19 protein-coding genes are annotated in these 21,995 nt (G+C 68.9%); 10 read left to right on the forward strand and 9 right to left on the reverse strand.

Annotated features, from left to right (window positions below; genetic code table 11):
* Nucleotides 1-30 precede the first annotated feature (30 nt).
* Both JL37_RS23530 and JL37_RS23535 read right to left on the reverse strand, forming a co-directional pair.
* A complete protein-coding gene (locus tag JL37_RS23530) occupies nt 31-1,587 on the reverse strand; it encodes an FAD/NAD(P)-binding protein (RefSeq protein WP_231570419.1) in 1,557 nt (518 codons plus the stop codon).
* A complete protein-coding gene (locus JL37_RS23535; protein ID WP_043547348.1) occupies nt 1,584-2,552 on the reverse strand; it encodes a tripartite tricarboxylate transporter substrate binding protein in 969 nt (322 codons plus the stop codon). Before JL37_RS23535 ends, JL37_RS23530 begins: the two co-directional genes overlap by 4 nt.
* A 290-nt stretch (nt 2,553-2,842) precedes the next feature.
* On the opposite strand from JL37_RS23535, the gene JL37_RS23540 reads away from it, so the two are divergent.
* The 8 genes from JL37_RS23540 (at nt 2,843) to JL37_RS23575 (ending at nt 10,283) form a co-directional block, all read left to right on the forward strand.
* Nucleotides 2,843-4,012 carry a CaiB/BaiF CoA-transferase family protein gene (locus tag JL37_RS23540; RefSeq protein ID WP_043547350.1) on the forward strand — a complete coding sequence of 390 codons (1,170 nt, stop codon included), beginning with the start codon at nt 2,843-2,845 and terminating at the stop codon, nt 4,010-4,012.
* Entirely contained in the window at nt 4,009-4,731 is a 723-nt protein-coding gene (locus JL37_RS23545; RefSeq protein ID WP_043547351.1) for an enoyl-CoA hydratase/isomerase family protein, read from the forward strand. Before JL37_RS23540 ends, JL37_RS23545 begins: the two co-directional genes overlap by 4 nt.
* Nucleotides 4,732-4,762: 31 nt before the next feature.
* Nucleotides 4,763-5,596: a CoA transferase subunit A gene (locus tag JL37_RS23550; RefSeq protein ID WP_043547355.1), complete on the forward strand. Its 834-nt coding sequence runs from the start codon at nt 4,763-4,765 to the stop codon at nt 5,594-5,596.
* A complete protein-coding gene (locus JL37_RS23555) occupies nt 5,589-6,323 on the forward strand; it encodes a CoA-transferase subunit beta (protein ID WP_043547357.1) in 735 nt (244 codons plus the stop codon). Before JL37_RS23550 ends, JL37_RS23555 begins: the two co-directional genes overlap by 8 nt.
* A 9-nt stretch (nt 6,324-6,332) precedes the next feature.
* The gene (locus tag JL37_RS23560; protein ID WP_043547358.1) at nt 6,333-7,811 is read left to right on the forward strand and encodes a class I adenylate-forming enzyme family protein; all 1,479 of its coding nucleotides are present in this window, start codon (nt 6,333-6,335) and stop codon (nt 7,809-7,811) included.
* A 190-nt stretch (nt 7,812-8,001) separates the two neighbouring features.
* Nucleotides 8,002-8,583: an SMI1/KNR4 family protein gene (locus tag JL37_RS23565; protein ID WP_052097571.1), complete on the forward strand. Its 582-nt coding sequence runs from the start codon at nt 8,002-8,004 to the stop codon at nt 8,581-8,583.
* A gap of 29 nt (nt 8,584-8,612) precedes the next feature.
* Complete coding sequence (locus tag JL37_RS23570) at nt 8,613-9,242, forward strand: hypothetical protein (protein ID WP_043547359.1); 630 nt, start codon at nt 8,613-8,615, stop codon at nt 9,240-9,242.
* A gap of 24 nt (nt 9,243-9,266) precedes the next feature.
* Nucleotides 9,267-10,283 carry a hypothetical protein gene (locus tag JL37_RS23575; RefSeq protein WP_043547360.1) on the forward strand — a complete coding sequence of 339 codons (1,017 nt, stop codon included), beginning with the start codon at nt 9,267-9,269 and terminating at the stop codon, nt 10,281-10,283.
* A gap of 37 nt (nt 10,284-10,320) precedes the next feature.
* On the opposite strand, the gene JL37_RS23580 is transcribed toward JL37_RS23575, so the two are convergent.
* The 6 genes from JL37_RS23580 to JL37_RS23605 all read right to left on the reverse strand — a co-directional run bounded on the left by JL37_RS23580 (nt 10,321) and on the right by JL37_RS23605 (nt 17,557).
* Nucleotides 10,321-11,220 carry a GntR family transcriptional regulator gene (locus tag JL37_RS23580; RefSeq protein WP_043547531.1) on the reverse strand — a complete coding sequence of 300 codons (900 nt, stop codon included), beginning with the start codon at nt 11,218-11,220 and terminating at the stop codon, nt 10,321-10,323.
* Between the two features lie 5 nt (nt 11,221-11,225).
* Nucleotides 11,226-12,278: a 4-hydroxythreonine-4-phosphate dehydrogenase PdxA gene (pdxA, locus tag JL37_RS23585; protein ID WP_043547361.1), complete on the reverse strand. Its 1,053-nt coding sequence runs from the start codon at nt 12,276-12,278 to the stop codon at nt 11,226-11,228.
* Complete coding sequence (gene dtnK / locus JL37_RS23590) at nt 12,275-13,492, reverse strand: D-threonate kinase (protein ID WP_043547362.1); 1,218 nt, start codon at nt 13,490-13,492, stop codon at nt 12,275-12,277. Before dtnK ends, pdxA begins: the two co-directional genes overlap by 4 nt.
* Nucleotides 13,489-14,520 carry a 2-keto-3-deoxygluconate permease gene (locus tag JL37_RS23595; protein ID WP_043547364.1) on the reverse strand — a complete coding sequence of 344 codons (1,032 nt, stop codon included), beginning with the start codon at nt 14,518-14,520 and terminating at the stop codon, nt 13,489-13,491. Before JL37_RS23595 ends, dtnK begins: the two co-directional genes overlap by 4 nt.
* Before the next feature lie 145 nt (nt 14,521-14,665).
* The gene (locus JL37_RS23600) at nt 14,666-16,783 is read right to left on the reverse strand and encodes a TonB-dependent siderophore receptor (RefSeq protein WP_043547365.1); all 2,118 of its coding nucleotides are present in this window, start codon (nt 16,781-16,783) and stop codon (nt 14,666-14,668) included.
* Between the two features lie 249 nt (nt 16,784-17,032).
* Entirely contained in the window at nt 17,033-17,557 is a 525-nt protein-coding gene (locus JL37_RS23605; protein ID WP_043547366.1) for a MarR family winged helix-turn-helix transcriptional regulator, read from the reverse strand.
* 154 nt (nt 17,558-17,711) lie between these two features.
* Here JL37_RS23605 and JL37_RS23610 point away from each other — a divergent pair, with 154 nt between their 5' ends.
* On the forward strand, nt 17,712-18,686 hold the full coding sequence (locus tag JL37_RS23610; protein WP_043547368.1) for a Bug family tripartite tricarboxylate transporter substrate binding protein: 975 nt from the start codon (nt 17,712-17,714) through the stop codon (nt 18,684-18,686).
* A gap of 8 nt (nt 18,687-18,694) precedes the next feature.
* Nucleotides 18,695-20,263 carry a sulfatase-like hydrolase/transferase gene (locus tag JL37_RS23615; RefSeq protein WP_043547370.1) on the forward strand — a complete coding sequence of 523 codons (1,569 nt, stop codon included), beginning with the start codon at nt 18,695-18,697 and terminating at the stop codon, nt 20,261-20,263.
* A 15-nt stretch (nt 20,264-20,278) separates the two neighbouring features.
* Here the strand turns inward: JL37_RS23615 and JL37_RS23620 are convergent, their stop codons facing one another.
* A complete protein-coding gene (locus JL37_RS23620; RefSeq protein ID WP_043547371.1) occupies nt 20,279-21,982 on the reverse strand; it encodes an AMP-binding protein in 1,704 nt (567 codons plus the stop codon).
* Nucleotides 21,983-21,995: the final 13 nt, after the last annotated feature.

A 21,995-nucleotide genomic window follows, 5' to 3' on the forward strand; every position in this document is an offset into this window, starting at 1 on the left:
TCATACTAAATCGAGCCTTGCACAGGCCAGTCATCGGGCGGCCGGCCGCGCAATTTCCTTGGCGATGCGGCGGGCCTGGTCGCGGGCGAGCCGCGAATTCACGTCCATGGACGTGGTCCAGAAATACGTGCCGCCCGCGAGGCTGCCCAGTACGGACAGGGCGGGCTGGATCTCGCCGCGCGCGTTCTTCAGGCAGCCCGTGCCGTAGTCCAGCGCCAGGCCGCCATGGGGATCGGGCTTCGCATGTTCCTCCCGCAACAGGGTGGCCACCAGCGGATCATCCGTGCGCAGCGCGTCCACGGAGAAGCTGGTGGCGTTGACCAGATAGCGGCTGGAATGCGTTGAGATTTCGCCGGAGGCGCCGCGCAGGCGGGTGTGGAACAGTCCGCTCGCGCCGTCGTGCCGGCTGTCGAGGTAGCCGGCGCCGATTTGCAGCTGGCCCGCGCGGAACAGGCTCTGGAGCTTCAGCGCATTGCGCATGGGGAAGGTGGCTCGCCGCGCCATCCACAGCGAGCGCCATTGCGACTGGAACCTGCCGCGTTCCGCGTCGGGCATCAGATGCCAGATCTGGTCCACGGCGGCGTTGGTCGCGGCCGCCACGGCCTGCCACGGCCGGGCCGCCAGCGCGGACCGCCTGATCTCTTCGTCCAGCGCCATCCGCGCATCGCCCGCCAGGCCGAACAGATCGTCCGTGTCCACGCTGCCGCCCAGAGCCAGCACCTCTTCCTTGAGCGCGGCGGCGATCACGTCCACGGACAGGCCGCCGCCATGCCTCGCGGCAAGCTGGATGGCGCCGTCCCGGCTGAGTTGCCGCAGGCTGTCCGGCGGCCGGTTGTGGGGGCTGCGCACCGAGGGCAGGCGGCCATTGCGGGACACGCACAGGATAGGGCCGCGATGGGCGGCCTGCTGCAGGGCGGCCACGGCATCCACGGCGCTCAGGCTCGTGCCGATGACGCAGACGGCGGCATCCGGCGCGATGCCGCCGGCCAGCGCCTGCACGGGATAGGGGCTATTGAAGTAGCCGGGCGCGTCCCGCAGTTCCGGGAATGCCTGCGAGGGCAGGTTGCCATTGCATAACGCCACATAGCGCGCGGTGCAGGGCTGGCCCTGCTCGGGCTCGATGCGCGCGCCGCCGAGAGGCAGCGGCGCCACGCGGCGCACCCGGCTGCGCGTGTGCGTGAGCGTGGTGCCCAGCGCGCGCGCCAGGTCCTGGGCGCGCGCATAGACCGCGCGCATGTAGGCGCCGAACAGCGGGCGGGGCAGGAAATCCGAGGGGGCGATGGTGTCAGCGCCGTGCGCGCGCAGCCACGCCGGATCCTGTGCGCGCAGCCATTCCACGAAGTCCAGCCGATGGTCGGCCAGCGCCGACATATTGCCGGCCGGGATATTGAGCAGGTTGCTGGAAAGATCGTCCTGGTAGGCGCCGCCCGGGCCAGGCTCGGCCTGCGGTTCGAACAGGCGGATAACGGGAGGGCGGCGGGCGGGATCCAGGGACAGCAGGAACTGATAGAGAAAGCTGACGGCCACCGAGCCGCCGCCGACAATGGCCAGGTCCGCGTTCGAGGACGCCGTTTGCGGTGCGGTCATTTGGCTGCCGACAGGCGCACGACTTCAGCCCAGCGGGAAACTTCCTGCTTGAGCACGCGGCTGGTGTCGGCGGGCGTGGTGGCCACGGCATCGGCGCCCAGCTTCAGCGCGGCCTGCTGCACCGAGGGCATGGCGGCGGCTTTCTGCATTCCGGCCGAGAGCTTGTCCACCACGGCGGGCGGAGTGCCGGCCGGCGCCAGCAGCGCGTAGGTTGTCGCGACGGAGTAGTCCTTGACGCCCTGTTCGATCAGGGTTGGCAGATCGGGCAGCGCCGTGGCGCGCTTGGCCGTGGTGACGCCCAGCAGCCGGATCTTACCGCTGGCGAGCTGCGGCAGCAGCGCGGGCAGCGTTTCGATGACCATGTCGATCTGGCCGCCCAGCAAATCCGTGATCGCCGGGCCGCTGCCGCGGTACGGTACGTGCATGAGGCGGGCGCCGGTCGCGACCTGGAAGAGTTCGCCCGCCATGTGCTGGGAAGTGCCTGGCCCCGCCGATCCGTAGGTGATGGCGCCGGGCTTGCTCTTGGCCAGGGCGATGAGCTCCTGGACATTCTTGGCGGGGATCCTGCTGCTGTTCACCGCCACGGCCATGGGCATGCTGGTGGCCATGGACACGCCGACGAAGGCGGTGCCGAAGTCATAGCCTGGCTTGTCCGGCATGGCGGCATGGATCGCATGGCTGCCCACGGCGCCCATCAGCAGCGTGTAGCCGTCGGCCGGCGATTTGGCCACGTACTCCGCGCCGATTTCGCCGCCGGCGCCGGCCTTGTTCTCCACTACCACGCTCTGGCCCAGGTAGTCCCCCAGGTGCTGCGCATAAATGCGGGCGGCGGCGTCCGTCGCGCCGCCGGGCGGGAACGGCACCACCATGCGCACGGGTTTCGCGGGCCAGGCGTCGGCCGCGGCGGGGCCGCCCGCCAGCGCCAGGACCGCGCCCGCCAGGGCAATGCGCCACAACTTATTCATGGAAGTCTCCTTTGGTGCCGTTGGTGCCGGCATGCGTGGGGAGCGGCCGCGGCTGCGGGCGCATTCGTGGCTGCCGTCATTTTATAAATCCTAAATATTAGGATGTATGTATCAATAAATGATTTACGTAGAATTCCACACGGTGATATGCTGGTCAAGAATTAAGCGGGTAACCTAGGGATTGCACTAGGATTCATCTGCCAGAGCGGCATGATGCCACTGCCAACAGGCTCGCTCTTATAATATTTTTCGAGTCCCAAATATTGAATTTTCATAACGAGAGGTCAGACATGACACCCAGTGCGGCACTAGCCGGCATCACGGTGCTGGAGATTTGCAACGTCGCGGCGGGCCCGTTTTTCGGCCTGCTGGTGGCGGAAATGGGCGCCGACGTCATCAAGGTCGAGAATCCCGAAGGCGGCGATACGCTGCGCAGCTGGCCGCCGATCTCCGACGGCTACAGCGAGAACTTCGCGTCCCTCAACCGCAACAAGCGTTCGGTGACGCTGAACCTGAAGGACGCGGGCGATCTGGCCCTGGCGCGCGAATTGGCGTCCACCGCGGACGTGCTGATCGAGAACAACCGGCCGGGCGTGATGGATCGCCTGGGGCTGGGCTACGCGCAATTGCGCGAAGCGAATCCCAAGCTGGTCTATTGCTCGATTTCGGCCTACGGCCAGTCGGGGCCGCGTTCGCAGGAAGGCGGCTTCGACCTGACGATCCAGGCCATGAGCGGCTTGATGAGCGTGACGGGCGAAGCCGGCGGGGAACCTGTGAAGTGCGGCGTGCCGGTGGCGGATTTTTCGGCGGGCCTGTATGGCGCCTTCGCCATCGCGTCGGCCTTGCGCGCGGCGCAGGCCAGCGGGCAGGGCACGCACATCGACGTGCCGATGCTGGGCGCCACGCTGGGCATCGCTGCCTTGCAGACCTCGGAGTTCTTCGGCAGCGGCCGGGATCCGGTCAAGCTCGGTTCGGCGCACCCGCGCAACGCGCCGTACCAGGCCTTCCGGTGCAAGGGCGGCTACTTCGGCATGGCGGCGGGCAACCAGGCCCTGTGGAAGAGCGTATGCGCCACCGTCGGCCGCGAAGACCTGCTGTCCGATTCGCGCTTTACCGACACCATCTCCCGCGCGCGCAACCAGACCGCGCTGCGCGAGATCCTGGAGGCGATCTTCGAGGCCGAGGATGCGCAGGCCTGGCTCTCGCGCTTCCGCGCCGCGGGCGTGCCGTGCGCGCCGATCAACACCTATTCGGAAGTGCTGGCCGACCCGCAGGTGGAACACATGGGCTGGGTGCAGCCGGTGGAGCTGCCCAACGGCGTGCGCACGCGCACCTTCGGCCTGCCGGTGCGCTTCGATGGCGAGACGACCGCATTGCGCCGCCGTCCGCCCGCGCTGGGCGAGCACAACGACGAAGTGCTGGGCGCGCTGCGCGCGGGCAAGAAAGGAGCGGCGGCATGAGCGGGGCGCTGCGCATCGACAAACAAGGCGCCCGGCATGTGCTTACGCTGGCGCGGCCCGAAAAGATGAACGCCTTGTCGGCCGACCTGGTCGAGGCGTTGATTGCGGCGCTGGACGAGGCCGAGGCGGAGGGCGCCCGGCTCATCGTGCTGAAGGGCGAGGGCAAGAATTTCAGCGCGGGTTTCGATTTCGGCGATTGGCAGGCGCAAAGCGAAGGCGACCTGCTGCTGCGTTTCGTGCGCATCGAGATGTTGCTGCAGCGGTTGGCGGGCTCGCCCTGCCTGACCCTGGCGTTGGCGCATGGCCGCAATTTCGGCGCGGGCGTGGACCTGTTCGGGGCCTGCAAATGGCGAGTGAGCGCGCCGGACGCCACGTTCCGCATGCCGGGGCTGAAGTTCGGCCTGGTGCTGGGCACGCGGCGTTTCGCCAGTTTGGTGGGCGCGGAGCGCGCGCGGGCCGTCCTGGAGCAGGCCGCCACGTTCAGTGCGGAAGAGGCCTTGCGGGACGGTTTCGCCAGCAGGCTCGCCACGGCGCAGGAATGGCCGGACATCGAACAGCAGGCGCTGGAAACGGCATCCGCCCTGACTTGCTCCAGCCGCGTCCAGCTATATGAAGCGCTGTCGACGGAAACGCCGGACGCCGATCTGGCCCGCCTGGTGCGCTCGGCGGCCCAGCCCGGCCTGAAGGCGCGCGTGGCGGCGTATCTGCAGGCGCGCTAGCGGCACAAGACAAAGCAGCAAAGGAGACAACATGGCATCGGGATTCAATCAGAAGAACAAGCAGTGCTCGCTGGCGGAGCTGGCGGCGCTGGTGCCCAACGGCGCGTCGATCGCCTTGGGCGGCAGCTTTCTGCACCGCGGGCCGTTCGCCTTCGTGCGCGAACTGATCCGCCAGGGGCGGCGCGACCTGGAACTGGTCAAGCAGTCGCCGGGCTATGACGTGGACATCCTGTGCCGCGCGGGCGCGCTGCGCCGCGTGCGCGCGGGCATCGTCGCCATGGAAGGGAACTTCGGCCTGGCGCCCTGGTACCGCAAGGCCGTGGAGCGCCGCGAGATCGAACTGGAGGAACATGCCTGCGCCAGCCTTACCGCGGGGTTGAGGGCGGCCGCGTTCGGCGTGCCGTTCCAGCCTTGCGGAGGCCTGCACGGCAGCGGGCTGCCCGAACTCAATGGCTGGAAGTGCCTGGACGATCCCTACGGAAGCGGGCAGAAGACCTGGGTGGTGCCGGCCATCCGGCCCGACTTCGCCGTGATCCAGGCTTCCGAGGTGGACGCGCAGGGCAACGTGCGCGTGCAGGGCACGGCGCACTGGGACCGCATCATGTCGCGCGCCGCGGGCAGCGTGCTGGTGGTGGCCGAGAAGCTCGTGGACAGCGCCGTGTTCGAGGCCAATCCGGAATCCACCCTGATCCCGTTTTTCATGGTGCAGGCGTACGCGGTGGTGCCGCAGGGCGCATGGCCAGGCTCCTGCTGGCCCGATTACGCCATCGACTATCCGGCGGTGGAGGCATACATGGACAAGCAGGGCGATCTGCAGGCGCACATGGCCGCGGCGCCCGAAGCGCGGGAGGTGAATCATGGCTGAGCAATGGTCGGGCTTTTCGTACATCGTGACCAACCTGGCGCGTTTCATCCGGCCGGACGAGATCACGTTCAGCGGCGTGAACTCCACCATGCCGATGCTGGCCTGCCTGCTGGCCAAGCGCGCCTACGATTGGGACTTCGTCTACATCAACGTGGCCGGCGGCGTGAACCCGCGGCCTTCGCACATCCCGCTGTCCAGCTCGGATCCGGTGCTGGCGGAACACACCGCGTCGATTTTCTCGAATGAGGACTTCTACGATCTGTGCACCCGCGGCCGCATGGATCTGACCTTCCTGGGCGCGGCGCAGATAGACGGAGAGGGCTGCGCGAACAATTCCTGCATCGGCAACTGGCACGAGCCCAAGGTGCGGCTGCCGGGCGGCGGGGGCGGCGCGGTGATGCTGCCGACCGCCAGGCGCGCCTGCACATGGCGCACGGAGCATTCGCGCCGCACCTTCGTGCCCAAGCTGGACTTCATGACGTCCTGGGGCGGGTTCCATGGCGTGGTGACGCCCATCGCGGTGTTCATCAAGCGCGACGGGCGGCTCGCACTGCAATCGTGGCATCCCGAGTCCAGCCTGTCCGAGGTGCGCGAGCGCACGGGTTTCGAGTTCGACGCCACGGGCGCGGCGCCGTCCGCGCCGCCCACCGCCGCCGAGGCCCGCGCCTTGCGCGAGCTCGATGCGGACGGGCAGTTCGAACGCGACGCTGCGGTCACGCTCCGCTAGGAGGCCAGCATGACGATAGTCGATGCCACCCTGGCGGCGGCGTGCGCGCGCGCCTGGATCCAGCCGCAGTGGGCGGCGCGCCCCGCCATCGTGACCGCGCAGGGCGTGCTGGCCTACGAGGACCTGCATCGCCGGGTCGGGCGTGTCGCGGGCGGCCTGCGCGCCGCCGGCGTCGCGCGCGGCGCCTATGTGGCGGTCGCCATGGAGCGCTCGCTGGAACAGGTGCTGGCCATACTGGGCGTGATGGCGGCGGGCGCGTGTCCGTGCCCGCTGGAGCCCCGGCTGGCGGCCGACGAGACCGCGAGGCGCGTGGCGGCGGTCGGCCTGGAATGGATGCTCTACGACGAAGCCAATGCCGGAACCGCCCAGGCCAGCGGCCTGGCGCCGGCGCGCCGGCTGGACGCGGAACGCATCGCGCACGGTCCGCAGGATTGGACCGGCGCCGGCGAGGTGGCGCCCCAGGATCCCGGCCTGCTGCTGTTCACTTCCGGCAGCACGGGAAACCCCAAGGGCGTGCTCCTGAGCCATCGCGGCCTGGCGAACAATGCCCGCGGCGTGCTCGCGCACACGGGGCTGACCCCGCAAGACCGCCTGCTGCACGTGATGCCGCTGCATCACACCAACGCGCTGAACAACCAGATTTTCGCGCCGTTGCTGGCCGGGGCCAGCGTGGCGCTGGCGGGCCGCTTCCGCGCCGACGACATGCCCGGCCTGCTGCGCGCGTTCCGGCCCACCATCATTACGGGCGTGCCCACCATGTATGCCCGCATGCTGGAGCTGGAATTCGATCGGGACAGCCTCGCGGGCCTGCGTTTCGCGCGCTGCGGCTCGGCCCCGATCACGGAAGCGCTGCACCGGCGCATCGAGGCCTTCCTGGGTTGCCCGCTGGTCGTGTCCTACGGGCTTTCCGAGGCCACGTGCACCTCGACGATGAATCCGCCCGGCGCGCGCCGCGTCGGTTCGGTGGGCACGGTGCTGGCGGGGCAGAGCGTCACCCTGCGGCTGCCCGACGGCGCCGAAGCGATGCCGGGCGGCGAAGGCGAGATCTGCATCGCGGGCGACAGCCTGATGCTGGGATACCTGGGCGTGGAAGGCGGCGAGGGTGCGCCGTCGCTGCTGCGCACGGGCGACCTCGGACGGTTCGACGCAGAGGGCTACCTGAGCATCACCGGCCGCATCAAGGACGTGATCATCCGCGGCGGCGAGAACATCTCGCCCGCGCTGGTCGAAGGCGTCGTCACCGGCCTGCCGGGCGTGGCGGCCTGCTGCGTCGTTGGAGCGCCGGACGAGGACCTGGGCGAAGTGCCGGTGATCTTCGTGCAGCGCGCCGGCGAGCCTGCGCCCGACGCGGCGGCCATCCAGGCCGAGGTGCTGGCGCGCCTGGGCCGGATCTATGTGCCTCGCGACGTGCTATGGGTGGAACGCCTGCCGGAGAACGCGGTGGGCAAGGTGGACCGCAAGGCCCTGGCGCGGCAGCTAGCCGCGTAGCGGCCTGCCGGGTGCGGCCGCATCCATTCTTCTTTTCCGGATTCCCGCCGCGGACGCCGACCCGCGAGGCTGGCTCGCGGGCTTTACCGGCGCGTCCGCCGGGCCGCCGCATTCAAGGATATAGTGGTGCGCCTTCACGGTTTCCGCCTTTGCGGCGGGCCGGGATTTTTCTTAGCTTCAGGAAGATTGCATGACCATGACCGCCGAACAGTTTCACGAACGCATCTGGGAGATCCTGGATCCCGTGGACACCCAGTATTTCGAGGTCGTGGCGGCGCCCGCGCCTGGCGCGGAATCGATCGCCGAGCTGGAGGCCGCCGTCGGCTTCCCGCTGCCGGCGGCGCTCACGGCCTTCTGCCAGCGCACCAACGGTCTGTGCGTGATGGCGCGCGAGGAAGCCTGGCCGCAAGCGAAGGAGTTCGAGGTCGGCCCCGCCTGGACCTTCTGGCGCGGCCTGGTGCTGCTGGGCATCGATGCGCCGGAGTTGCCCGAATGGGCCAGCATCTCGGCGCAGCAGCGCCAGCTCGCCGAGGCCGGTGTGTCCGGCATCCTGCCCGTGCTCAAGATCGTGGGCGACGGCAGCCGGATCTGGGGCGTGGACCAGGCGGGGACGGTCGTGGTGATCGATGACATGGCCGATCCGGAGCCCCTGGGAGGCGACCTCACCGACCTCTACGCCGAGCAGATCGCCGAACTGATGCAGCGCCAACAGGATATGGCGCTGCGGCTGGCCGAGCGCGCGACGCGCAAGAAGGGCAGGCTGCCGGGCTAGGGCCGCGCCAATCCGTCCAAGGACAGGAAATGATCCGTTTACCGCTCAAAACAGCAGCCCTGATCGCGGGAATGGCGATGACGCTGGCCTGCCAGGCGCGGCAGCCCGCGCCCAGCTCGGCAACGGCGTCGGCGCAGCCGCCCATCGTCGGCGCCTGGCGCAAGGTGTCCGACGCCCAGTTCAATCAGCAATATCGCTTCTCCATGCTGCCCGAGGCCGCCGCCGCGGGCAGCAAGTGGGCGGCCTACGATCTCGGGGCCGGCAAGACCGTGTGCTGCCTGGTCGTGGTCGGGCCGGAGATCGGCGAAGCCGAGCTGGACGGCACCTATGGCATTCCGGGCCCGTGGATCACCGATCTGGTCAACGGCTGGAACCTGGACGCCGCGCCGTATCGGCCCCGCGTGCAGCTGCTGCGCGCGGAAGAGGCCTTGCTGGACTACGAGTTCCCGGACATGGCCGACGGGCTGGGGGGCTTGCTGTTGCCTGCCCAGGCCCGGGCGGTCGCGCCGCGCACGCTGGAACTCGATGGCCAGCGCTATACCGTGGAGCGCCGGGACGCGCCGCTGGCCAGCGACGACGGCATGGTGCATGCCTATGCGCTGCGCCCGGCCCAGGGCGGCAAGCCCTTGGCCGTGGAGGTTCCCTATGGGACCTATTGAGCGCGCCCATGGCGCAATGCACGCATGAGCGCAACCCTGCAAGTCTCGGAAGAACCGCTGACCGACGAGGACATCCAACTGCTGCGGCGCAGCCGCCGTGGGAGATCGCTGACGGCCGTGTTCGCCAGCCTGATGTTCCTGCTGCTGGCGAGCAGCGCGATCCTGTTCATCGTCCTGTTCGCATCCGACCGCAGCTTGCGCCGCGGCGGAGACGGCGTGGTGGTCCTGCTGTGCTCGGCGGCGATGGCGGGCTTCGCGGTCTTTCTTGGACGCAGACTGTGGCGCCTGCCGCGCGCCTGGCGCCGCTTCAACCGGGTCTTGAAGGGGCGCGTCCCCAAGCAGATCGTTTCCGGCCATCTGACGGGCTTCGGTCCGGCCGGTAGGCCCGGCATCTGCTACGCCTTCGGCGAGCAGCGCGTGGACGTGGCCCTGCCGTTATGGAACGAGATCACGAGGGATACCCGGGATGGCTTCCGGCCCATGACGGCCGCGGCGCTGACGGACCTGCCCGTGCGACTGCATCTGCTGCCTCTGCAGCCCGATGCGCCGCCCGTGTTGCTGCGGGCCGAATACCCGATGAGCGCGCAGGCCTGGAATTCGGTCGAGGAAGTCAGCGATGCCGACCGCCAGGCCGTGCGCAAGGAAGAGCTGGGCGTGCGCAAGTTCTTCTACGCGCTCGCCCTGGCGGCGCTGGCCGGCAGCCTGTTCCTGGGGCCCCTGATCCTGTTGGCCGCGTTCTTCGTTCTCATGGGGCTCGTGCTGGGCATGCGCAGCCCCAGGCTGAAGCGCGCCCGTTACAAGCACGGGGTGCGCGGCCTGGTGGAGGAAGTCGTGACCTATCGCTTGCGCGCCACCAACTCGAACGTTTCCACGCTGGTCCACAACTATCGCATCGGGGGCGTGATGTACCGGGTCGAGCACTTCGGGCAGGTGGCCGCGCCGGGCCAGCGCGTCGAGTTCGAGTATCTGGACGCGTCGGGCATCATGGGGCCGAGCGCCCTGTTCTTCCGGATCGAAGACCAGCCGACCATGACGCTATGAGCGCGCGGTGGCCCGGAAGCGGGCGAGCGCGGGGGCTTCAGCGCTGGCCGCGCAGCCTGGCCAGTTCGGCCGAGAGCTCGGCCACGAGGGCCTGAGCGCGGGCCAGCGGATCTTGCCCGTCGGGCGTGCCGGGCGCATCGGGCGCGGCGTCGGGCGGCGCCTGCAGCCGGGGCTGGACGCTTTCATGGCCCACGCTGACGTCCACGTCGAATACCCGTTGCTCCGCGCGGTGCCAAGTGGTGAACCACTCCAGCGGCCGGCCGTGCTGGTCCATGCCGCGGCCTTGCAGCATCAAGAGCGGCGTGCCCGCCGGCGTGGCCAGCAGGTCCGCAAGCCTGGCATCGGCCGCGACCGCCCGGATCTGGTTGCGTCCCGCGCCGGGGCGCAGGCCGAAGCGGCGCGTCAGCACGCCGTGCAGGGAGGCGTCGGCCAGGTCTTCGGCGCGCAGGCCGGGCACGGTGTCGATGGCCAGCCAGGTGCGCACATAGGCAAGGGGCGCATCGGCCACGTGGCGCAGGCGTTCCAGCAGCAGCAGCTGCGGCGTGCCGAAGAACTCGGCCACCTCGGCCGGCGGTTCGGCGCGGGCGAAGGCCAGCACGCGGGTTTGCAGGGCAACGCCCGATTGGGCGAACTGCTCGTACAGGCCGGTGGAGCGCTGCACCAGGCGGCGATGCTCCTGGGGAGCCGCGACGGTGGCGGGGCGCCCGCTTTCACGCTGGATCAGGCCTTCGGCGGCCAGGGCGGCGAGCGCCTGGCGCACCACGCTGCGCGCCACCCCGAATCGTTCGCACAGGGCGGCCTCGCTGGGCAGCGCCGCGCCGGCCGCCAGCTTGTTCGCGCGGATGTATCCGCGCAGCTGGGCCGCCACCTGGGCATGCAGCGGCGTATCGCCGGAGCGGTCAAGAACGGGCAATGCGTCGTGCGTGGCGGGCGCCATGGAAATCAACCTCCGGTTTGTGCCCGCGCAGTTTCCCATACATGCGTCCATCCCGGGGCCAGGTGAGCGGCGCGCTCGGCGGCCAGGACCAGGCTGTCTTCGCGGGCGATGCCGCGGCCGGCAATGTCGAAGGCCGTGCCGTGGTCCACGGAGACGCGCACCACCGGCAGGCCGACGGTGATGTTCACGCCGTCATCGCCGTAGACGGCCTTGAAGGGCGCATGGCCCTGGTCGTGGTAACAGGCGATCACGAACTCCCACTTGCCGCGCACCGCCTGCGGGAACAGGGCGTCCGCCGGGATCGGGCCGGCCGCCAGGATGCCGGCCGCGTTGGCTTCGGCCACGGCCGGCGCCAGGATGTCGGCGTCCTCGGTGCCGAAGATGCCGTTCTCGCCCGCATGCGGGTTCAGGCCGGAAACGGCTACCGGCTTGTCGCCGCGGCCCAGCGCCTTGGCGAACGAACCGGCCAGGCGCAGCACCGCGCGCATGCGCGCCGGGGTCAGGTTTTCGATGGCCTGGCGCAACGACACATGGGTGGTCGCATGGAAGATGTAGAGATCGCCGGCCGAGAGCACGAGCGAAAAGGTCTTGACGCCGAATTCGTGCGCCAGCAGTTCGGTGTGGCCGGGCCACTTGTGGCCGGCGGCATGCATGGCCGCCTTGTTCAGCGGCGCGGTCACGATGCCGTCGACCTCGCCGGCGCGCGCCAATGCGCATGCCGTGGTGACGAAGCGCACCGAGCCGTCGCCTGCGTCCGAGTTGATCTCGCCCAGCTTGACGTGCGCCAGCGACGGGCCCGCCTGCAGCACTTCGATCGTGCCGGGCGTGTTGGTGCAGTCGGCGGCGCGGTCCAGCTTGCGGACGATGGCGGGGTCGGCGCCCAGGCTGCGCACGGCGTTGGCCATCACGTCCACATCGCCGACCACCAGCAGGCGGGCCTTCTGGCGCAGGTCGTCATGGCCCATCAGCATCTTGGCCGTGATCTCCGGCCCGATGCCCGCCACGTCGCCCAGGGTCACGGCCAGCAGCGGCAGCTTGTTGGGTTGGGATTGTGTCATCGCTTGAATCTCCTGTCGCGGATCGCGCGCACCGCGCGAACCAATACGTCTTCGGTGCCAAAGCCGCCGGCCTTGGTCACCACGGGCAGGCCGGCGGCCGTGCCTCCGGTCAGCGTGCCCAGGGGCACGCCGCCCATCACTTCGTCCACCAGCGCGATGCCGCGGGCATCCAGCGCCAGCAGCACGCTGCGCGCGCCGTCGCCGCCGGTGGCGACCACGCCGGCCGCGCGCGAGGCAGTGATCAATTGCGCGGCCAGGGCGCCCAGGCGCTCGGCCACGGTTTCGGAATCCAGGCCTTCCAGCTGCCCCTCGGGCGCCAGCAGCAGCACCGTGCCCGCGTGGGCCGGGGCCTGCGAGTGCGTCTGCACCAGGGGCTGGCTCCAGGCCTGCCAGGCGGCGTCATCGGCCAGTTGGGCCAGCGAGGGCGTCCAGGTGTCGGCGCCCGAAGCCTGCAGGGCGGCGGCTTGCGCGCGCGCCGCGCTGTGCTGGGACGTGACGACCACGACGACGGGCGCCGTCTGGTCGGCGCCCGCCCAGACCCGGGCCAGCGGCATGGCCAGGCCGCCCGCGCCCACGGGCAGCGCATGCTCGCCCAGCAGGCCGATGGCGCGGGCCAGCCGCTCCAGGTCCGCGTCCGTCGCGGCGTCGACCACTACCGTATGGCCGGCCTGCCGGATGCGCCCGGCCAGCGCTTCCGGCGTATCGCCTTCCCGAGCGGCCACGTGGGCGCAGCCCAGCAGGGTGGGGATGTGGCTTTCCTTCACCGGCGTGACCGGGTCGGTGGCGGCGGAGGTTTCCGTGACCGGCTTGCCGTTCACATGGAGAACGCCGTTCTCCACAGTGCGGCCGGTGGCGGGGAAGGCGGGGCAGATGACCGCCACCGTGTCCGGGCCCCAGGCCTCGCGCGCCGCATCGATCTCGGCCTTGAAGGCGCCGCGCAAGGTGGAGTCCACTTTCTTGTACAGGCGTGATACGCCGGCGGCGCGCAGCTGCTGCACGTTTTGCCGCACGACCTGGGCCGCCTCGGCGGCGGACAGGGCGCGGCTGTTGGTCGTTACGGCCAGCACTTCGACGCCGGCGGTGGCGGGCCCCGACAGCGCTTCGTCGGCGCCGCCGATGGATAGGTGCGTGCTCCAGCCGGCGCGGACGAACTGCACCGCCGTATCGCCCGACCCGGTCAGGTCGTCGGCGACGATGGCGATCGCGGGATTCAAAGTGCCTCTCCGCGCGCCTCGCGCAGGCCGGCGGGCGTGCCCGCCGACGTATCGGCGTCCTCGGACTTGAGTTCGCCGGCGCGCTTGAGGAAGTACGAGGCGAGCACCGGGGCCAGGATGGAGCTGATCAGCACGCACGCGGCGACCTGCGCGGTGGCGGTCGAGACGTATTGCTGGAAGTTGGGGTCGGCCGCGGCCACGACGGCGGGGGTGGCGATGGCGTTGCCGGCGGTGGTGCCGGCCGCGAAGCCCAGGCCGCTCTTGCCGCCACGGCGCAGGATCAGGCGATAGCCCAGATAGACCAGGCCGCCCGTAATGGGGCTGATGATCAGGCCCAGGATCAGGCCGCTGATGCCGCCGCTGACGACGGCGCCCAGGTTGATGCCGGTACCCAGCGCGAAGGCGAAGAACGGGATGACGATGTTGGGCACGGGCTTGAGCACGTCGCGCCACTTGGGGTCCAGGTTGCCCACGACCACGCCGAGCAGGAAGGGCACCAGCGCCGCCACCAGGGCGATCATGGGGATGTCGGCCAGGCCCGAGGCGCCCAGGAACAGCAGGCTGAAGAAGGGGCCGTCGTTGACCGCGCTGGCCACGTAGGCGCCGCGGTCGCGGGCATCGCCGTACTGGCCCGTATAGGCCAGCCACAGGCCGCCGTTGCTATTGTCGAAGGCGGCCAGCAGCGCCAGGATGGACACGCCCAGCACGCCGTCCAGGCCGACGTAGCTGCCCAGGATGATGATGAGGGTGGCGGGCACCAGGGTCTTCATCAGCAGGATGGTGCCGGCGGTGGCCAGGATCGGGCCGCCGGTGCGCGCATTGACCTGGGTGCCGGTGGCGAAGATCAGCAGCGCGATGAGGGGCAGGGCGCTGTTCTTGAACAGGGCAGTGGTGAAGCCGCCGATCGCCAGGGCGTCGGGGGCGAAGGTGCCGATCAGGGAACCCAGGATCAGCGGCACCAGCATCAATCCACCGGGGATTTTCTGCATCGTGCCAAAAAAGGGCGAGCGTGAAGTTTCGGTCGACACTGTAGGAGTCTCCAGGACGGTCTTTCTGGTTGCAGACGTTCGTGCGCGCGTCTGTCAGGCGGTTGAAAATATGGGGAAAAACCGTAGTGTACACCTGTACGTACAGCATGTACGTACAGGTTTTCCCGCCCTGGGAGAGATGGTGCTAGAAACGGTACGCGCCGCTCAGCATGACGGTGCGGCGGGCACCGTAGAAGCAATCGCCGCGATCCAGGCAGACCACCTCGTAGGTGCGGTCCGCGATGTTGTTCACGTTCAGGGCATAGCGCCACGGGCCGTTGTCGTAGCTGAGCATGGCGTCGAACAGCGTGACGGCGGGGGTCTCGGGGGCGCCGCCGTCACGGAAGGCCGACAGGTAGCGCACGCCGGCCCCCACCGCAAAGCCGGGTTGGCCCGCCAGCGCGAAGCGGTATTTGCCCCACATGGACGCCATGTGCTTGGGCTGGGCTTCAAGCTGCGGATCCAGGTCGGTGTAGATGTAGTTGGCGATCACGTCGAGCTCTTTGGTGACGCGGCCGCGCAGCTCCAGCTCCACGCCGCGCGTGCGCGTCTTGCCGGCCTGCAGCTGGTTGTTGGGGTTGTCGGGATCGTTGGTCTGGCGGTTCTTTTCCCGCAGGTCGTAGGCGGCCGCGGTGAATTCGATGTCGGCGTCCTTGGGCATGTACTTGATGCCGGCCTCCACCTGCTTGCCGCGCATCGGCTTCCAGCGCTGGTTATAGAAATCCGCGCCCGCGATCGGGGTGAACGATTCGCTGTAGCTGATATAGGGCGACCAGCCATTGTCCGCGGCGTACATCAGGCCGAAGCGCTTGGTGGTGGCCTGGTCCGTTTCCCGGTCCTGGCCTTCGGTGGTGCTGTCCGCGCGGTCGCGGCGGATGCCGGCCAGGAAGATCCAGTTCCTGTCGAACTTGATCTGGTCTTGCGCGTAGAAGCCGATCTGCTGCTGGTTGATCTTGGGATTGTCCGACAGCTCGTACTCGGGGACGTTGCCGTATTCCGGATGGAACAGGTTCAGCGGCGAACCGGCGCCGCCCGCCGTCTGGCTGGTTTCGCGGTAGCGCGAGTAATCCATGCCGAAGATCACCGTGTGTTCGGTGCGGCCCCAGTTCAGCTTGCCTTCCAGGTTCTGGTCGGCCAGCAGGGTGCGCATGCGCGGCTTGTTGACGTAGAAGATGCGGTCGACGGTCTGTTGCTCCGGATCGATGTAGGAATCGCCGCGGCGGGCGCCGTACACGTTGGGGTAGAGCGTCTTGTAGTCCACGCTGCTGACCGTGTTGCGGAAGTTCTGGCGGACTTTCCACTTGTCGTTGAACTGGTGCTCGAACAGCCAGCCCACGCTGAACTGCTCGGTATCGTACGCATCGAAGCCCGGCTCGCTGGCGAAGCGCCGGGTCGGGATGCGGCCATTGGGGTTCTCCTGCACCGAACCGCTCCAGGGCAGGAACGATTGCGTGGTGCCCGCGCGGTCCTTCTGCCAGGTGGCCTGGAAGGTCAGCGAGGTGGCGGCGCTGGGGCGCCAGGTCAGCGACGGCGCCAGCATCAGCCGGTCATCCGGCGCGTACTGCACCTGGGTGTCGCTGTCGCGGCCCACGGCGATGACCCGGTACAGCCACTGGCCGTCCTCGCTGGCGGGGCCCGTCAGGTCGGCCTGGATTTCGCGCCGGTTGTGATTGCCCAGCACCACGCCGATCTCGCCTTGCCGTTCCTCCAGCGGACGCTTGCTGACCAGGTTGACGATACCGCCGGTGCTTCCCTGTCCGTACAGCATGGACGAGGGGCCGCGCAGCACCTCGACGCGTTCCATCGCATAGACCTCGGTGCGCGGATTGTTGTAGCTGAAGTATTGCCGCAGCCCGTCCAGATACTGGACCGGCTCGACGCCCCGGACGCGGACATAGTCGGCGCGGTTGTCCACGCCGTACGCGTTGGGGCGCACTCCGGCCGCGTAATTCATGGTGTCCTGGATGTTCTGCGCGCCCTGGTCGACGATCTGGTCGCGCGGGATCACCGTGATGGCCTGGGGCGTTTCCGACAGCGGGGTGTCGGTCTTGGTGCCGGCGGAGCTGCGCGTGGCCACGTATCCTTCTACCGGACCGGTGGCGGTTTCGCCCACGCCCATGACCTGCACGGCGGGCAGGATCGTGGCGGGCTCGGAGGGCTGCGCCAGCGCCGGGCTGCCGATGCAGGCGGCCAGCGCGGCGGCGATGGGCAATAGAGCGTGGGGCCGCGCGCGCCGCGCGACTGGTTGAGTGTGGCGTTTCAAGAGTTTTTCCCCAGCGGCCGCGGACGGTCCGCAACCGATTGAATATACGAATGGCAACGATAATTATTATTAATTAATTGTGGAGACGCTGTCAGGAAACGGGGCGATCCCATATGTAAAAAAGCCCTGCGGCGTGGCGCCTCCGGCCGGGGAATGCCGAAAAAAAGCCGTGCTATCAGCGATTTGCAGGTCGTTCACACAGCAGCGATACGGGCTGCCAGTTTGTTGGCGCGGCGCGACAGGCGGGCCTTAGGCGTAGCGCGCGCGGCGCGTGCCGCCTTCGCGGCGGCTGGCCTTGTCCGCGACGATATTGTCTTCGGCCATGCGGCGGCCGCGCTGTTCGATGCGGCCGAGGAAGTCGCGCAGCAGGGCCACCTCGTCGGCGCTCAGATCCTGCACGAGGAGATCGTTCAGCCGCGACACTTCGGGCAACAGCCCCTGGTAGCGCGCCACACCCTCGTCCGTCGCCTCCACGCGCACCACGCGGCGGTCGGCGCTGTCGTGCAGGCGCCGCAGCCAGCCTTTTTCGCACAGTGCGCCCAGAGTGCGCGACGTGCGGGGCAGGTCCAGCTTGGCGGCCGCGGCCAGTTCGGCCGAGCTCATGATGCCGCCTTCGACTGCGCAGGCCAGGATGCGCCATTCGCGGCGCGTGATGCCGAATCGTCCTTCGCACAGGCGCAGGAAGACGGGATTGGATTGCGACCAGGCCTGGTAGAGCCGGTACATCAGCATGTCCGCAAGATGGCGTTGGCCGGGCGGGGGGACGGTCGGCATGGCTGCTTCTCCTTGACGCGCCGCATATCGTTATCGGAAGTCCTGGATTAGATCAACAAATGTCCACGTTGCTAAATTCAATTTTCCTATTTGGGAATCGGCCAGACAGTGACAACCATAATCGACAGCCGGCCGCTGTCTCCAGGAGAAGGCAATGCGTAAGTGGATGGCAGGGGCCGCGGTCGCGGCAACGCTGGCGGGGGCCGTCCCGCTGGCCTGTGCGCAAGAGGCGCCGCTGGACGGGGCGCTGACCATTGTGGTGGGGTATCCCCCGGGCGGCAGTTCCGACCGCATCGCGAGGCTGGTCGCCGATCGGCTGAAGGAGCGGGTCGGCGTGCCAGTGGTGGTCGAGAACAAGACGGGGGCGGGCGGCCGCATCGCGGCCCAGGGGCTGCATGCGGCTCCCGCCAGCCAGAACGTGCTGATGCTGGCTAATCCCGCCGTCATGGTGGTGGCGCCCCTGGTCTACGCCCAGCCCGGCTACGACGCCCAGCGCGACTTCAAGCCCGTGTCGCTGGTCAGCCGCTACAAATTCGCGCTGGCCGTGTCCGCCGGTTCGCCGATCCAGGACCTGGGCGGCCTGCGCCAGTGGCTGCGGGCGCACCCGGGGCAATTCACGGTGGGCGTGCCCGCCACGGGCAGCCTGCCGCACTTCTTCGCGCTGATGCTGGGCCGTGAAATAGGCCAGGAACCGGAAGTGGTCGGCTACCGGGGCTCTTCGCCGCTGATCTCCGAGCTGATCGGCGGCATTCTTCCGCAAGGCATCGACACGCTGGATACCCTGCTGCCGCAGCACCGCGCCGGCAAGATCCGCATCCTGGCCGTTTCGGGCGACACCCGCGACGCCGAACTGAAGGACGTGCCCACGTTCCGCGAGGAGGGCGTGAACCTGGCGGCCGACGGCTGGAACGCGTTTTTCGCGCCCGCGGCGATGCCGCAGGCCAAGATCGGGCGCCTGGGCGCGGACATCGCGGCCATCCTGCGCGAGCCCGCCATGCAGGAAGCCGTGCGCGCGGCCTATCTGGAGCCGGTGGCCCTGGACGCGGGCGGCACTGCCGACGCGCTGGCCGCCTACCGCAAGCAATGGGAGCCGGTGGTGCGCGCCTCCGGCTTCAAGGCGGAACAATAGGAGCGGAGATGAGCGCGGTACAGAACGTATTGTTCATCATGGCGGATCAGCTGCGCGCCGATCACCTGAGCTGCTACGGCCACCCCTATCTGCAGACCCCCAGCCTGGACGCGCTGGCGGCGCGCGGCGCGCGCTTCGAGCGCGCCTTCGTGAACTCGGGCGTCTGCGGCCCGTCGCGCATGAGCTACTACACGGGGCGGTATCCGTCGCGCCACGGCGCGACCTGGAACCGTGTGCCCCTGTCGGTGAACGAAATCACGCTGGGCGAGTACCTGGCGGGGCAGGGGCGGGAACTGGCGCTGGCCGGCAAGACGCACATCATTCCGGACAGGGCCGGCATGGAGCGGCTGGCCATCGACGGCGCTTCCGAGCTGGGCGTGCTGCTCGCCCGCGGCGGCTTCACCGAGCTGGACCGCTACGACGGCCACCACACCCCCGGCGAGGAAAGCGGCTATCCCGCTTTCCTGCGCCGGCATGGCTATGACAGCGCCGACCCGTGGACCGACTATGTCATCGCGGGAGTGGACGCGGACGGCCGTGTCGTAAGCGGCTGGAACATGCGCAACGTGCATCTGCCCTCGCGCGTGGCGGAAGCGCATTCCGAGACCGCCTACATGACGGACCAGGCGCTGGACTTCATGAAGCGGCGCGGCGGCCAGCCATGGGTGCTGCACCTGAGCTACGTGAAGCCGCATTGGCCGTACATGGCGCCGGCCCCTTATCACCAGCGCTACACGGCCGACCAATGCCTGCCGGTGCGGCGCAACCGCGAGGAGCTGGCGGACGCGCATCCGGTGGTGGCCGCCTACCGGCAGCAGGAAGAGAGCATCAGCTTTTCCACGGACGAGTGCGTGCGCGTGGTGCGGCCCGCCTATCAAGGCCTGATCCGGCAACTGGACGATCACTTGGGCCGCCTCTTCGACTATATGGAAAGCGCGGGCTTGATGAAGAACACGCTCATTGTGTTCACGGCCGATCACGGCGACTTCCTGGGCGATCATTGGCTGGGCGAAAAGGAGCTGTTCTACGACACCGTGCAGCGCGTGCCGTTCATCGTGATGGATCCCTCGGCGCAAGCCGACGCCACGCGCGGCAAGGCGTTGGCCGACATGGTCGAAAGCGTGGACCTCGTTCCCACGGTGCTGCGCGCCCTGGGAACGCCGGGGCCCGGCCACCTCCTGGAGGGCAGGGAGCTGCAAACGCTGCTGCACGGCCGGGATGCCGCCGCGCCGTGGCGGGATTGCGTGTTTTCGGAGCTCGACTACAGTTTTCGCCAGGCGCGCATCCTGCGCGGCAAGACGCCGCAGAACGCGCGCGCCTGGTCGGTGCGGACGGACCGATGGCGCTACGTGCACTGGCTGGACGAGCCCGAGCAGCTCTTCGACCTGCACGCGGATCCCGACGAGTACCAGGACCTTGGCTGCAGCAGCGCGCATGCGGGCATCCGGCAGGAACTGCGCCAGCGCCTGCTGGATTGGATGCTGCGCGGCAAGCGCCGCACGACGATCAGCGACGAGGCCGTGGAAAAAGCGACGAATGCCCACAAGCGGGCCGGCGTTTTCTTCGGCCAGTGGTGAGCGCGTCGGGCGCGCTCAGGTCTTGGCCGGGGAGCCCGCCTGGGCCCGCGCGGCTTGCTGCGCGGCGGGCTTGAGCTCGCGGCGCAGGATCTTGCCGACGTTAGTGCGAGGCAGGTCTTCGCGGAACTCCACGTAGCGCGGCACCTTGTAGCCGGTCAGTTGCTGGCGGCAATGCGCGATCAGGGTCTCGGCGTCCAGGGCCGGGTCCTTGCGGATCACGTACAGCTTGACGGCTTCGCCCGAACGCTCGTCGGGCACGCCCACCGCGGCCACTTCCTTCACGCCGGGATGCAGGGCGGCCGCGTCCTCGACCTCGTTGGGGTACACGTTGAAGCCTGAGACGAGGATCATGTCTTTCTTGCGGTCTATCAGGAACACGTAGCCGTTCTCGTCCACGTAGCCGATGTCGCCCGTGCGCAGGAAGCCGTCCGGGTACAGGACCAGCGCGGTTTCGTCGGGGCGCTTCCAATAGCCCTGGGTGACCTGCGGGCCGCGCACGCAGATCTCGCCGCTTTCCCCTATGCCCAGTTCCCGGCCTTCGTCGTCGCGGATGGAAATGTCGGTGGACGGCACGGGCAGCCCGATCGACCCGGTGAAGACCTTCACGTCCAGCGGGTTGATCGTGACCGCGGGCGAGGTCTCGGTCAGCCCGTAGGCCTGCGCCAGCGACCGGCCGGTCAGCGCCTGCCAGCGGTCCGCCACCGAGCGTTGCACCGCCATGCCGCCGCCCATCGTCAGGCGCAGCCGCGAAAAATCCAGGCGCGCGAAATCCGGATTGTTGAGCAGGGCGTTGAACAGCGTGTTGACGCCCGTGAAGGCGGAGAACGGCACCTTGCGCATTTCCTTGACCAGCCCGGGAATGTCGCGAGGGTTGATGATGAGCAGGTTGCTGGCGCCCATCTTCATGAAGGTCAGGCAGTTCGCCGTGAGCGCGAAGATGTGATAGAGCGGCAGCGCCGTGACGATGCATTCCTCGCCTTCTGTCACCAGCGGCCTGACCCAGGCATAGGCCTGGCTGAGATTGGCCACCAGGTTGCCGTGGGTCAGCATGGCGGCCTTGGCCACGCCTGTGGTGCCGCCCGTGTATTGCAGGCAGGCCAGGTCGCGCTGCTCCAGCTCCACTTCGGCAAAGGGCGCGTCGCGCCCCGCGCGCAGCGCGTCGCCCAGCCTCGTGGCGCCGGGCAGGGACCAGGCTGGGACCATGCGCTTGACGCGGCGGACCGCGAAGTCCACCAGCCGGCCCTTGAGCGGCCCCAGCAATTCCCCGATGGAGGTCACCAGCACGCGTTCCACCGCGGTGCCGGCCCGGGCCTTCTGCAAGATGGCGGCGAAGTTGTCGGCGACCACGATGGCGCGGGCGCCCGAGTCGGCCAGCTGGTGCTGGAGCTCGTGCGCGGTATAGAGCGGGTTGCAGTTCACGACCACGCAGCCGGCGCGCAGGGCACCGAACAGGCAGACGGGATACTGCAGCAGGTTGGGCATCATGAGGGCGACGCGGTCGCCGCGGCGCAGGCCGTTGGCGTGCAGCCATGCCGCGAAGTCCCGGGTCAGCCGGTCGAGTTCCGCATAGCGCATCGACCTGCCCATGCTGATGTAGGCGGTCTTGTCCGCGTAGCGCCGGCAACTGTCGCGCACGACCGAGACCAGCGTCGTCGCGCCGTCGATCTCGATCTCCGCGGGCACGCCGGGAGGGTAGCTTTTCTGCCAGATTCGTTCCATCGTCGCTATGTGG

The organism is Achromobacter sp. RTa (genome assembly GCF_000757485.1).
In the GTDB taxonomy this organism is placed as follows: domain Bacteria; phylum Pseudomonadota; class Gammaproteobacteria; order Burkholderiales; family Burkholderiaceae_B; genus Achromobacter.